The 13494-nt window shown below is 59.5% G+C and carries 10 protein-coding genes; 1 reads left to right on the top strand and 9 read right to left on the bottom strand.

Going from position 1 to position 13494, the window contains the following annotated elements:
- Positions 1 to 193: 193 nt before the first annotated feature.
- The 6 genes from AC2FLO_RS21245 to AC2FLO_RS21270 form a co-directional block, all read right to left on the bottom strand.
- On the bottom strand, positions 194 to 1939 hold the full coding sequence (locus tag AC2FLO_RS21245; RefSeq protein WP_496754729.1) for a Mur ligase family protein: 1746 nt from the start codon (positions 1937 to 1939) through the stop codon (positions 194 to 196).
- Positions 1940 to 1953: 14 nt separating this feature from the next.
- Positions 1954 to 4755 (bottom strand): cyanophycin synthetase, encoded by a 2802-nt coding sequence (gene cphA / locus AC2FLO_RS21250; RefSeq protein WP_496754730.1) that lies wholly within the window; start codon positions 4753 to 4755, stop codon positions 1954 to 1956.
- A 15-nt stretch (positions 4756 to 4770) separates the two neighbouring features.
- Entirely contained in the window at positions 4771 to 5667 is an 897-nt protein-coding gene (locus AC2FLO_RS21255) for a cyanophycinase (protein WP_480588861.1), read from the bottom strand.
- A gap of 274 nt (positions 5668 to 5941) precedes the next feature.
- Positions 5942 to 7453, bottom strand: coding sequence for an L-piperidine-6-carboxylate dehydrogenase (gene amaB, locus AC2FLO_RS21260; RefSeq protein WP_496754732.1), 1512 nt, complete (start codon positions 7451 to 7453; stop codon positions 5942 to 5944).
- A 3-nt stretch (positions 7454 to 7456) separates the two neighbouring features.
- Positions 7457 to 8563, bottom strand: coding sequence for a saccharopine dehydrogenase family protein (locus AC2FLO_RS21265; RefSeq protein ID WP_496754734.1), 1107 nt, complete (start codon positions 8561 to 8563; stop codon positions 7457 to 7459).
- A gap of 134 nt (positions 8564 to 8697) precedes the next feature.
- Entirely contained in the window at positions 8698 to 9951 is a 1254-nt protein-coding gene (locus tag AC2FLO_RS21270; RefSeq protein WP_496754736.1) for a cytochrome-c peroxidase, read from the bottom strand.
- Between the two features lie 33 nt (positions 9952 to 9984).
- On the opposite strand from AC2FLO_RS21270, the gene AC2FLO_RS21275 reads away from it, so the two are divergent.
- Positions 9985 to 10455, top strand: coding sequence for a tetratricopeptide repeat protein (locus tag AC2FLO_RS21275; RefSeq protein ID WP_267365609.1), 471 nt, complete (start codon positions 9985 to 9987; stop codon positions 10453 to 10455).
- A gap of 30 nt (positions 10456 to 10485) precedes the next feature.
- Here the strand turns inward: AC2FLO_RS21275 and AC2FLO_RS21280 are convergent, their stop codons facing one another.
- From AC2FLO_RS21280 to AC2FLO_RS21290, 3 genes are read right to left on the bottom strand one after another with little or no spacing between them, the layout of a single operon-like run.
- On the bottom strand, positions 10486 to 11547 hold the full coding sequence (locus AC2FLO_RS21280; protein ID WP_496754738.1) for a TRAP transporter substrate-binding protein: 1062 nt from the start codon (positions 11545 to 11547) through the stop codon (positions 10486 to 10488).
- A gap of 24 nt (positions 11548 to 11571) precedes the next feature.
- The gene (locus tag AC2FLO_RS21285) at positions 11572 to 12861 is read right to left on the bottom strand and encodes a TRAP transporter large permease (RefSeq protein ID WP_496754740.1); all 1290 of its coding nucleotides are present in this window, start codon (positions 12859 to 12861) and stop codon (positions 11572 to 11574) included.
- The gene (locus tag AC2FLO_RS21290) at positions 12862 to 13449 is read right to left on the bottom strand and encodes a TRAP transporter small permease (RefSeq protein ID WP_496754742.1); all 588 of its coding nucleotides are present in this window, start codon (positions 13447 to 13449) and stop codon (positions 12862 to 12864) included. It lies immediately after the preceding gene.
- Between the last annotated feature and the right edge of the window lie 45 nt (positions 13450 to 13494).

Below are 13494 nucleotides of genomic sequence, written 5' to 3' on the forward strand. Positions count from 1 at the left end.
CTGCGGGCGAATAACCAACACACCCGACAACCCCGTCTGCTCAATCTCCATAACACCTAACCTCAACCGTCTGTTGCCTGTGTTGGGCGAGTATTGTCAGGCTGGGTTTCAATGCAAGGGTGTTGCGCAATTTGCTGCTTAGATGACCGCAGCCGGAGATGGCGGCTCGCTGCCTTCCTGCTCCCTCACCCCACTACGTCACCTGCTGGTCCAGCATCTCAAGCACGGCGTCGCGTTCCGACAGAACCAGCAGCAGTGCTAGATCGCCCGGTTCCACCTGTTTCAGGATCATCGCGGCGGCCTCGGACGGGGATGCGGCCCTTTGGATCTGGGTCTTGTCATACCCTTGTTCCAGAGCCGACTTTTCAATCAGGTCCGGTATCTCTCCCAAAGCGCGGCCCCGTAGATACCCTTCCAGTTCAGCAGCAACGACCACGTCGGGTTGGAAATTCAAGGCGGTTGCGGTGACGTCGCGAATGTCCTGGTCCGAGCGGTCTCCGGCATGGCTGAGCATGATGAACCGCCGTTTTGCCGGCAGGGCCGACAGCGCATCGCACACGGCAGAAATCGAATGCGGATTATGCGCGAAATCCACGAAAACCTGAGCGCCGTTGTGCTGGAATTCGTTGCAGCGACCCGGATTGTCCTTGGCATCCGGTTTGAACCCGGCCAACCCATGCCGAACCGCTTCAAGCGGCAGTTTCAAAGCCAGCGCAAGGCACATAGCCGCCAGAGCGTTCAGGATGTTGTATTTCGCGACCCCGCCCATGGTCAGGGGCACGTCGGACACGGCAATGACAGTATGCTCGGACCGGCCGTCGAAAAAGACGATATTGCCCAGCGAAACATAGGCGCAGCATGTTCCCGCGTCGCGCGCCCGACGGATCAGATCATTCCCGGCATCCAGTGAAAACCACCAGATATTCGCCGCCGTGTTTTCGGCTTCGGCACGGACAAAAGGATCATCGGCATTCAGGGCCAGAACGCCGCCCTTGGTCAGTGTCCGGTGCACGGCGAATTTCGCCTGAGCCAGCTCGGGCACCGTGTTGACGCCGTATTGCCCCAGATGATCGTTCGCCACGTTGGTGACAGTGGCGGCCATAGCGGCACGCGTCGGCAGGCCGCGGCGCAGGATACCCCCACGGGCCACTTCAAGGCATCCGATTTCAAGCCGCTTGTCGCGCAGCAACATCCGCCCTCCGCCGGGGCCAGAATAATCGCCGCGATCCAGAATATCGTCACCCACCCGCACAATCTCGGTCGAGGTCAGCCCTGCGACCTTGCCCGAGGCGCGGGCGATCGCCTCCAGCAACCGGGTCGTGGTGGTCTTGCCGTTGGTTCCGGTGATGAAGGCGACGGGGATGTTGTGAAAGGCGGGCCAGTCCACGTCATCCGGGGCGGGCAACGCGTCGACAGGCCAGGTTTGGCTGCCGGTTCCATGCCCGATGGAAATCTCATCATCGTCGCAAAGGATATCCACACCATGCGCGTCGGCTGCCGCGATCAGGGCGATCAGCGCAGGATTGGCCTCCTTCGCCATGACGCCTTTGACGTCCCGGATCATCTGATCAAAATCGCCCGGCGTGGTCTCCAGCAACTCTGCCGCGCAGAAATGCCAGGCGGTCTGAGCCGCAAAGATCGCGGAATAAAGCTGATCCATCGGTGCCGAGATTGCCAGATTGACGCCTCCGGTAAAGGTACGGTGGGTCAGCGCCTGATCCTGCCAGCCAAGCGCATCCAGAACGCGCCGGGCGTGTTTTTCCCACACTGCAATGACCTGCGCGGGGTCGATAACAGTGAAAAACACATCCATCACCGCGCCGGGGTGATCCCATAACAGGCCGGGGCCGGTCAGTCGCCGCGCGTCATCCACCTGAATATGATCAGCGGTCGCGCTTTCGATGGTCAGCGCGGTTTCAAGCTCTTCGATCCGGTCCATTCCGGTACCTCCGCTCAATCCGCGTCTTCGCTGATTTCACGCGCCAGTCTTACGCCGCGTTCGTCACGGATCAGGTTCTGGTCGCTGTCGAACATGTCTTCGAACGTGGTGTCGGCGGGGCTGGTCTTGGGTGTCGCTTCGGTTTCAGAGGTTTCGCCATCGGAATTGAAGTAGATGATCTGTTTCCAGCAGCGTGTGGTGTCATCTCCGAAGATAACCAGCAGATCGCCCGGTGCCGCCATCTCCAGCGCTGTGGTCACGGCCTCAACCTCATCCGGGATGATCGAGATTGCCTCATCCGGCGTCCCGCAATCGATCAGGGCCTGCCGCATCATTTGCGGCACCTCGTCATGCCCGCGACCCCGGCGGCGGTCATCGGCCTTGCAGATGAAGTGGTCAAAATGCCCGGCCAGCGCTGCGGCCCCATCAACAATGTCTTCATCGCGCCGATCACCGGGCATCGCAACAACGCACAGCCTGCGGCCCTTGACCTCCAACTGATCGGCCAAAGCGGCCAGCGCCTTCAGCGCGGCAGGGTTGTGGCCGTAATCAAGGATCACCTTGAAGGGATGTTCATCATAGACATTCATCCGCCCCGGTGCCTGGAAATAACTGGTGTCGAAAGTGCGCAGACCATGCCGGATATTGTCCAGATCGACCCCAAAGCTATAGGCCATCGCCGCTGCGACCATGGCGTTTTGCACGTTGAAGATCGCCTTGCCCTCAAGCGTGGCGGGGATCAGATGCGACCACAGAACCGGGATGTGAAGCCCTTTGTCATAGATGGTCAGCATGTCGCCATTCATGCCTTTTTCCAGCACGATGGCCTTGCCCCCTGTCTTGATATGTTCCTTGACCAGACTGTGACCGGGGTTGGTCGTGACATAGAAGATCTGATCCGCCCCGGCGTAATCGGCCATCTTCAGACAATTGATGTCGTCAGCGTTCAGAACGGCCGTATCGGTTGCGCTTTCCACCACCACCCGTTTGACGACGGCCAGCTCCTCGACCGTATTGATCCCGCCCAGGCCCAGATGATCTGCCGAGACGTTCAGACAGGCCGCCACGTTCGAGCGTTGATAGCCCAGACCCGAGCGAACCAGCCCGCCCCGCGCGGTTTCCATAACTGCAAAATCGACCATCGGATCACGCAGGACGATCTGTGCCGATTTCGGGCCGGTCATGTCCCCCTTGACGCTCAGCTTGCCATCCACATAGACGCCGTCGGTCGAGGTCATGCCAACGATCTTGCCACTGGTTTTCATGATATGACCCAGCATCCGCGACGTTGTCGTCTTTCCGTTGGTGCCGGTGATTGCTGCAATCGGGATGCGGGTCTGTTCATTGGCAGGGAACAGCATGTCGATGACCTTGCCCGCCACATCGCGCGGCTGACCTTCGGACGGGGCCACATGCATCCGGAAACCGGGGGCCGCATTTACTTCGACAATCGCGCCACCGATATCCTTGTAGGATTTGGTAATATCGTCGATCAGGAAATCGACACCGCCCACATCCAGCCCGACCGCCATGATGGCGCGTTCGGCCATGTCGCGGTTGTCGGGATGCACCACGTCGGTCAGATCGATGGCGGTGCCACCGGTTGACAGGTTCGCGGTCGAGCGCAGATAGAAAACCTCACCCTCGGGCAAGACAGTGTCTTCCGTCACGCCCGCATTCTCCATCAGGCGGTTAGCCTGATTGTCCAGCTCAAGCCTGGTCAGCACTTTTTCGTGCCCGATGCCCCGGCGTGGGTCCTGGTTCACGATGTCGACCAGTTCGGCAATCGTATGGGTTCCGTCGCCTATTACATGGCCGGGGACGCGTTTGGCCACCGCAACCAGCTTGTCGTTCACGACCAGCATCCGGTGATCAAAGCCGGTGATGAAGCTCTCGACCAGAATGGCGCGGCTGCGCGAATGCTCCTTGGCCTCGGCAAAACCCGCCTCGACCTCAGCATCGGAATTCAGATTGATCGAAACGCCGCGCCCATGGTTGGCGTCCAACGGTTTGACCACCACCGGAAACCCGATCCGGGCTGCCGCGCGTACGGCCTCGCGGGCCGAATAGACCATGCGCTGCTGCGGAACCGGCAGGCCAAGATCGTTCAGCAGATTATGGGTGTCTTCCTTGTCACAGGATATCTCGACCGAGATATGCTTGGTCTCGGACGTAATTGTCGCCTGAATGCGTTTCTGAAACTTGCCGTGTCCAAATTGCACAAGCGAGCCGGAATTCAGCCTGATCCAAGGAATGTCGCGTTCCTGCGCCGCCTTGACCAGCGATCCGGTCGATGGGCCAAATTCCTTGCGTTGCGCCCGCAGAACAAAGCTGCGCAGTTCTTCATCCCAGTTAAAGTCCGGGTCGAATTCGTAGTCCACCTGATCTTTCAGGGATTGCGGCAGCAGATGCATCAGCAACCGCATCGCCAGATTGCCCGCATCCAGACCGACGTCGCGCTGGCGGTATTCATAGACCATATTGTACTGGCCCGGCTCACCTGTGCCGCGCGTACGGCCAAAGGTAACGTCGGATCCGGCCACGTTCTGCACTTCGATAGCGCAATGTTCCAGCACATGTCCCAGCCAGGTGCCTTCATCCTCGCGCAGGCGGCGGATGAAGCCGCCGGGTTCGCGATAGGAACAGCCGTGTTCCGCCAGACCGGGAAGCGCCTTGATCAAGGCGTCAATAAACTCGGAACCAATTTTTGCCGAGGGCCACTCTTCCAGAACACCCAGATCGATGACGTGGCGAATGACCGGAAAACTTGCCCAGACATTCGGGCCGACAAAGACATTGGTCGAGATTATTTTCATGAGGCTCCCCGTTGGTTAGCTTTTTGTTATCCCCCCGCTGGCGGCCTCTTGACCGGACATGTCCGGCAATGTGCAGAACGCCAAATGCTCATCCGGCGGAAAAGCCTGGCGAGCCGTCAGATCATAACGGCACCCTTCGCCCAGAACGTCAAGCCGAAGTCCAAGCAGGCTCAGTGCTTCGCCGCGGCGCGCGTCCCACATCGATGAATGGGTCAGATGACTGGCGTCCACGACGGTAACCGATCCGCTGCCCACGACTTCAAGGACATTATCGGGTCCGATGAAGGCTGCCGTGTCTTCGTCGATACCCAGTCCGATCAAAAAAGGGTTGAAAGATGAAGCGGTTAGCAAACGTCCCAGCCGATTGCGCTGTGTGAAGTGCTGGTCGATGATGACGGCGTTGGTCAAACCCATGCCCGGAGCCAGCGTGATATTGCCCTCAGCCGGAGCCGAGTTGCTGCTGCCCCCGGCCACCATGTGTTCGGACATGATCGACGCCCCGGCCGAAGTGCCGGCAACCGGCACACCGGCCGCATTCCGGCGGCGAATTTTCTGCGCCACAAGCGTGCCACCCAGAATCGCCGACAGCCGCAGCTGGTTGCCGCCGGTCATGAATATCCCTGTAGCGCGGTCCAGCATCTCGGCAAAATCGGGATTGTCGCAATCGGCGCGCCGCGAGATGGGCAGAAATTCGACCTTGCCCGCACCCAGCTCGGAAAAGATGCGATTGTAATCCGGTCCGGTCTCTTCCAGCATCGAGGCCGTCGGGATCACGACAATATCGGCATCAGGACCACCAGACAGCTCAACGAACTTGCGGTGAATCTGCATTTCCTTAACGCGGTCTTCGCCGCCGCCGATCGGGATGATGAACCCGCGCGGGGTCTCTGCATCAACGGGTGCAGGGCACATATCTTACTTACCTTCCGGTATAAAAGCAGCCAGCTATCGGGGCCACGCGGACGCTTAACCTGTTCATACATGCCGTGTCGGGCCATCTGACCTTATCGGACATGCCGTTCCCCCCCCAGCGACATCACATGCCGCACGGCAGGGATTTCGTCAAGAACCACCGGTTTTGTGCCTGCTTCAGCCTGCCAGTGCCAAACCCTGCACGGCAAAAGCGATCCCCCCGAAACATCAAGGCTCCGGGGGGATCAGATTGCCCGTCAGTTTGCGCGCTGGTTCAGATGTCGAATTTGACACCCTGCGCCAGCGGGAGCTCTGCCGAGTAGTTCACGGTGTTGGTCTGGCGGCGCATATAGGCTTTCCACGCGTCCGAGCCGCTTTCGCGTCCGCCGCCGGTTTCCTTTTCGCCACCGAATGCGCCACCGATCTCGGCGCCCGAGGGACCGATGTTGACGTTGGCAATACCGCAATCCGACCCCGCCGCAGTCAGAAACTGCTCGGCCTCGCGCATGTTCAGTGTGAACACACAGGATGACAGCCCTTGCGGCACATCGTTTTGAAGCTGGATCGCTTCGTCAAAGTCGTCGTAGCCCATGACATAAAGGATCGGCGCGAAAGTTTCGGTTTTCACGACCGCGCTTTGGCCGGGCATTTCGACGATTGCGGGCTGCATATAGACACCCGCAGGAAGCCCTTCGGTCACACGTTCCCCACCAAACACGGTGCCGCCTTCGGCCCGTGCGGCCTCCAGTGCGGATGTCATGGCGGCACCCGATGCCTCATCCACCAGTGGCCCGATCAACGTGCCCTCAGACAGCGGATTGCCGATGGCCAGACCGGCATAAGCCTTTTTCAGGCGGCCCACCAGTTCCTCACGGATCGAGTTGTGCACGATCAGACGGCGCAGCGTGGTGCAACGCTGACCGGCGGTCCCAACGGCCGAGAAGACAATGGCGCGCACGGCCATTTCCAGATCCGCTGAAGGGCCGACGATCATCGCGTTGTTTCCGCCCAGTTCCAGAATGCATTTGCCAAAGCGTGCCGCAACAATGGGCGCAACCGCACGACCCATACGTGTCGAACCCGTGGCCGAGATGATCGGAACATCTTCGCTGGCCACCAGCGCCTCGCCCAACTCCGCGCCACCGATCAGGACCTGAAGCAACCCTTCGGGGGCATCGCCAAACCGCACCAGCGCGCGTTCAAAGATCTTCTGGCAGGCCATCGCCGTCAGCGGGGTCTTCTCGGACGGTTTCCAGATCACCGGATCGCCACAGACCAGTGCCAAAGCGGCATTCCACGACCAGACCGCAACCGGGAAATTGAAGGCCGAGATCACCCCGACCGGGCCCGCCGGATGCCAGGTTTCCATCATCCGGTGACCTGGGCGTTCCGACGCGATGGTCAGACCATAAAGCTGACGCGACAGACCAACGGCAAAGTCGCAGATGTCGATCATCTCCTGCACTTCGCCCAGACCTTCGGATGTGATCTTGCCGGCCTCCCAGCTGACAAGCGCGCCCAGATCGTCCTTGGCCGCACGCAGCTCTTCGCCCAGCAGGCGGATCAGCTCGCCCCGACGTGGGGCCGGCACAACGCGCCACGCCTTGAACGCGTTTTTGGCGCGGGCAATGATCGCGTCCATTTCGGTGGCCGGCGTTTCATGCACATCGGCCAGCAGGCTGCCGTCAATCGGCGACGTCACCTTCAGAGTGCCGCCCTTCAATGCGGCATCTGTCAGATCCAGATTTGCAAGCGTGGTTTGGGCTGTCATTACGATGTCTTTCATATCTCAGGCCGCCTTGTTCTGCCGGGTCACGTCACCAGCACGATACAGCTGGCCAAATTCTGTATTCAGGAAGTCGTTCAGTTTGACCTGTTCCTGCCGGACGAACCCTTTCGAAGGCAGCGTGCCGGTGCGCATCAGGTCAACAACGCCCAGAATACCCGCAGCTGTGGTGACCTGAATGGCACTCCAGACCTGTCCGTTGATGGTGCGGGAAAAGCTCTTGTTGATCAGAGATTTCTCGCGCAGAACGCCGTTGATCATGCCCTTGGCCGTGCAATAGACCAGCACAACGTCCTGATCAGTGCGGGGCAGGGCGGTCTCGAAGATTTCTTTCAGCAGATCACGGCGGCGTTCCAGCCCCAGATCGTGCAGCAGCAGTTTCAGGATTTCACAATGGCCGGGATACCGGATCGTGCGATAAGACACGGCCCGCGCCTTGCCTTCCAGCGTTTCCGGCAGCGTGCCCAACCCGCCCGAGGTGTTGAAGCATTCGTATTCCACGCCATCATGACCCAGAATCTCGTAATCTTCCAGCGGCGCGGTCTTGACCAGTTTGCCGTTCACAATGGCGTCGCAGGGATTGCAGTACTCGTTGATCAACCCATCGGTCGACCAGGTCAGATTGTACTTCAGCGCATTGGTCGGATAAAGCGGCAGCGCGCCCACCCGCATATGCAGGCTGTCCAGCTCATCAAACTCCGCTGCAAGCGCGGCTCCGGAGATACCCACAAAACCAGGTGCCAGACCACATTGCGGCATGAAAGCCGTCTCACTGCCTTCGGCCAGCTGGCGTACGGCCTCGGTGGCCGCAACGTCTTCGGTTAGGTCAAAATAATGCGCGCCCGCCTCTTTGGCGGCCTTGGCAATGTTTGGGGTAAGAAAGAATGGTGCCGCTGAAACCACGGCGTTAAACCCGGTCAGTTCCTTTGCCAGATTGTCTGCATCCCGGGCATCAATCTGCTTTGTTCCAATCCCAAGCCTTGTGATTTCACCCAATGCTTTCAGGTCATGGTCGGCCACAGTTACTGTATAGTTTGGCGAGGCCCTCAGCAGCGTCGCGATCATCTGACCGATCTTGCCAGCCCCGATTACGCAAATATTCCAGGACATCAACGTCTCCGTAAATTTCTGTTCCTGATATTATGGTGCAGGGCTGGCCAGACATTTCATAGGCCGCAATTTGACGAAGTGATCGACTTATCCGACATTATGCCGGAATAATTGGCATTATGGCGTGACCGCCATCAGGGGTTGAAATCGGCCGGCACCCCGAAAGGAGGAGAGCCAACGCCGGTGCCCGTCAAGGAATGCAGAAATGCGACCAGGGCGGCGATTTCCGCATCCGAAAGCGTCATTGGCACAATGTCGATCCTGCTGCGCTGGCGTTCCATCTCGAACCGGTCGTCCCACACCACGAAATCCACCTCTTGCAACCAGGGGACCTTGGGCAACGCAGCCATGTCGGGTTTCCATTTGGCAAGGCTGGTCTGTGGGTCAAGATGGTGACGGATCATGCTTTCGAGATCCGCAAAAGCGCCGTTATGTCCATAAGGCGCAGTCAGGGCGACATTGCGCAGCATCGGCGTGCGAAAGCGATAGGCGTCTTCCGCACGGTTGCTTTCCGCCATCCGGCCAACGTCCCGCGCGTATGGGTCCCATTGCCGGGTCCGGCCCGGCCCGAAAGGGGGCAAACCCAGCGCGTGAAACTCTTGGTCCGACATCAACGGACCCGCATGGCAGGTCGCGCATCGCGCATTGCCATAAAACAGGTTCATCCCGTCTTTCTGGATGTCTGACAGCGCATCCTTGTCCCCGGCCAAGTACTGGTCGAATGGGCTGTCGGTGCTGCGCCATTCAATGGCCATGAAGGCCGCCAGCGCGTTGGCGATCTGGGTGATCGTGATGTCTTCGGTGGTCTCGATATCGTCAAAAGCCGCGACTATGGCTGGGCCATAGCGCGGATCGGTCCGCACGCGTTTGGCAAGGATCGGCCAGCCCTTGTCAATCCTGTCGTGAACCGCGCCGGTCACCTGATTTTCAGCGACATTACCGGCCATCTCGAATTGCGCGGTCAGCGGGAATAAAGCCTGCGCCGCCAGAAGCGAGTTCAATCCGCCGGGCAGCCATTCCTGTGCTGGCGAATTGAACCCGTTGCCATAGAGGTCCGAGATGCTCAGGCGGCCATCGTGGAAAACGGTATGGATGTCCTTTGCCCCGAGGTTCCACAACCCCGGCGCATTTCGGGGAATGCGTTTGCGGATCCTGTCCGCGCCGGTACCCGGCGTGCGGTCCGGGCCAAGACCCTGTCCGCCTTCACCGATCCCCAGGGACAACCCGTCAGAGGTGCCGAAATCGGGGTGGTGGCAATGAGCGCATGAAATGTTCTGATTGCCTGACAGGATCGGATCGTAAAACAGTTGATGACCGATAGCGGCCTGTTCCATATCAAATGGGATAAAGTCATCATCCGTCAGCGGGCGCGGCAGGTCCTGCGCCACCGCGGCCCCCGCCCAAACGAGGACAATCGCCCAATGCGCCAGTTTCTCTTTACCCTTTGTTTTCTTGCGACCCCGGCTCTGGCTGAGCTGGAACAGGCACGTGATATGATGGAGGCCGGAGAGTTTGAAGCCGCGCGCGCGGAACTGCTGCCCGCCGCCCGGTCGGGCAATGCCGAGGCCGAGGAACTGATCGGTGTGATGTACGGGCTGGGTCTTGGGGTCGAGCAGGACCATGAAAGGGCGTTTGAATGGTATCTGCGTGCCTCGATGAAGGGGCATCCAGGGGCGCAGTCGGGGGTCGGCTGGTACTATGAACTGGGTCTGGGAATGCCCGCGCCCGATCTGGTGCGGGCCTATATGTGGTACACGCTCAGCGCCATTGGTGGCGATCCCGATGCGGCGATCAGCCTTGAGGAAGTGATCAAGAAAATGTCGCCGGAGCAGATCGAGAAGGCGCATGTTCTGGTCAACGACTACAAAGGGTGGATGTACCCGTTTCGATAAGGGCCGGGCCACAAGGCCCGACCCATCCGTTTAGTTCAGGTCCGCATTGCGCGAGGCGTTCACGTCCGCCTCAGCCGCCGCGACCGCTTCGGTCAGCGCGGCAAAGATTTCATCACCACGGGCAACATTGGTCTGGAACCAGTCATAGACAGGCGAAGCCGCAGCTTTGAACGCTGCCTTCTGCTCGGGCGTCGGGACATACAGGTCGCCGCCACCTGCGACGAAGTCCTCATACGCCTGGATCGACTTGCGCTTGGGCGAGGCAAAGGTGGCCTGTTGCAGGGCGTAGAACCCATCGACAACGACCCGGCGCATATCTTCCGGCATCGCCTGGAACTTGGTGTTGTTCATCCACCACAGCGCACCCATATAGGCGTGCCCGTCCAGGGTGACATACTGCAGGCCGGCATCCGGGAACTTCATGCCCATGATGTCGGTGATGCCGTTCTTTGACCCCTCGACAACGCCGGTCTGGAAGCTGGTGAAGAGTTCCGGCCACGGGATCGGTGTAGGTGACGCGCCCAGTGCCTTGACCAGTTCCTGCGGCAGGTCGGCGACAACGGTGCGGATTTTCAGACCTTCCATGTCGGCAGGCTCTGCGACGCGGTGTTTTGTGTTGGCGAAGTTGCGCCAGCCACCGGTGTTGCCGATGGTCATCAGGCGGATCGCGCCTCCGGAATCCTCAAGCGCCATGTCGCGCATGGTGCGGGTGAAATCGCCCGACAGAACATGCTCGGCGATCCGGTCATCGGCCATCAGATAGGGCAGGTCCAGAACCTGCACATAAGGAAAGATGCCCGACGCCCCGCCCGAGGTAGAGATATAGATATCGATGGTGCCATCCGCCACGCCCTGCAGGCATTCAGCACCGTTCGAACACAGTTGGGTGCCGATGAACAACTCAACCTCGATGGCGCCGTTCGACGCCGCCTCGACATAGTTCTTGAAAACGATCAGACCGTCGTAATCCTCGTCATTTTCGTTCGAATTGGCTGTGGCGCGCAGCGTGTAGTCCGCAGCCGTCGCCGCGACTGCAGACGCGGCCACAAGCGATGTGGCAATCGCCGCTGTTTTTATGAAGTTTCCGAGCATGCGTTTCCTCCCTGTGATACTCAGTCAGTTTGCAAATCCCGTTATCCTCGGGATCGTCATGGATAGTGCGGGGATGTAGGTGATCAGAAAGATCACGATGATTTCGACCGCCAGAAACGGCAGGATCGCCCTGGCGATTGTCTCGACCCGCTCCCGCGACACGGCGGCGGCCACGAACAGCACCAGCCCCATGGGGGGCGTGGCAAGGCCGACGGTCAGATTGACGCTCATGATGATGGCGAAATGGATCGGGTCTACACCGAGACTGGTGAAAATCGGGCCAAGGATAGGCCCAAGGATGATGATCGCAGGGCCTGCGTCCAGAAACATGCCAACGATGAACAACAACAGGTTGATCAGGAACAACAGGATCAGCGGATTTTCCGACAGGCTGAGGATCAACGAGGCCAATTGTTCCGGGGCATGGCTCAGGCTGACCACGGTCTTGAACGCCATTGCTGCGCCAACCAGCAGCAGCACTACGGCCGACGTCATACCTGCATTGCTCAGAACGTCGGGAATTTCCCTCAGGGTCAGTGTGCGCAGAACAAAAAACCCGATGATAAAGGCGTAGCCTACGGCGACTGCCGCGGCTTCGGTCGGGGTAAAGATGCCCCCCAGAATGCCGCCCAGAATGATCACAGGCGTCATCAGCGGGAAGAACGCCTTGAGGCTGGCTTTGCGCCGCTCATCCCATGTGTATTTCCGACTGGCGACGGGAAAGTCGTACTTGTCGGCCATGAACTTGATCATCACCATCAGGCCGACACCCACCATGATTCCGGGCACGATGCCTGCAAGAAACAAGGCGGCCACGCTTTCGCCCATGACATAGGCATAGATAATCATAATGCCTGAGGGTGGGATGATCGGCCCGATCACCGAACTCGCGGCTGTGATGGCGGCGGCGAATTTTCGGGTATAGCCCTGTTTTTCCATCGCCGGGATCAGCATCGACCCCAGGGCGGATGTGTCAGCCACCGCAGACCCCGAAAGGCCCGCGAACAGGATCGAGCTCAGCACATTTACATGCGCCAGCCCGCCGCGCAGATGGCCCATCAGGGCCTGGCTGAATTCGACAAGGCGGATGGTAATGCCGCCACGGTTCATCATTTCACCGGCCAGCATGAAGAACGGGATGGCCATCAGTGGAAAGCTGTCCATGCCGTTGTAGACATTGCGATAAAGCAGGGTGATGTCGTTCGTCTGTCCGTTCAGCCACAGCAGGATGCCGGGCGCCGCCAGAAGCGCGAAAAAAACCGGCAGGCCGATCAACAGGAAAATCAGGAAAGTGGGCAGGAACCAGATCAGCATCTATTCGGCCCCCACCGCTGCGTCGGGAATGTCCGGCAAAAGATGCGCGCCGCCAAGCAAGGTGACCATGGAACGCAGGATAAGCTCGATATTGACCGAGATCAGCAGAATGATGCCCACCAGCAGCGAAGCCATCATCCAGCTGCGCGGAATGCGATACCACTCGTCAAACCCAAGCGATGTCGGCAGGTACAGGGCGGCGGTGGCGAACCTGCCGCCAAAGCCGGTGACCTCGGACCAGCCGATTTTGACCGCAACCAAAAGCACGGCCAGCGAGATCAGCAGGAGGAACAGATTGAGCGACAGGCCGAGCATTCGCGGCAAAAACCGTTGCAGCATGTCGATAGCTACAAAACCGCCGCGCCGAAAGGCCGTCGGTGCCATCAACCCGGTCATCCACAACATGCAGAACCGCGCGGCCTCATCCGGCCAAGGTAGGGCGTTGCCCAGAACGTATCGGAAGAACACCTGAATCAGGATTGCGATGACCATGAATGAAATCGCAACAACGCCAACCGCGCGGCCCAGACGCAGCACGGTTTCGTTCACAAATGCTATCGGCGCAAGCACCGATACCAGTCCGCCCATGCGGATCCTCCCTTGTTCAGCCGCAGGTGTGTCCCGCGGTCGTCA

The organism is Ruegeria sp. TASC047 (assembly GCF_059612445.1).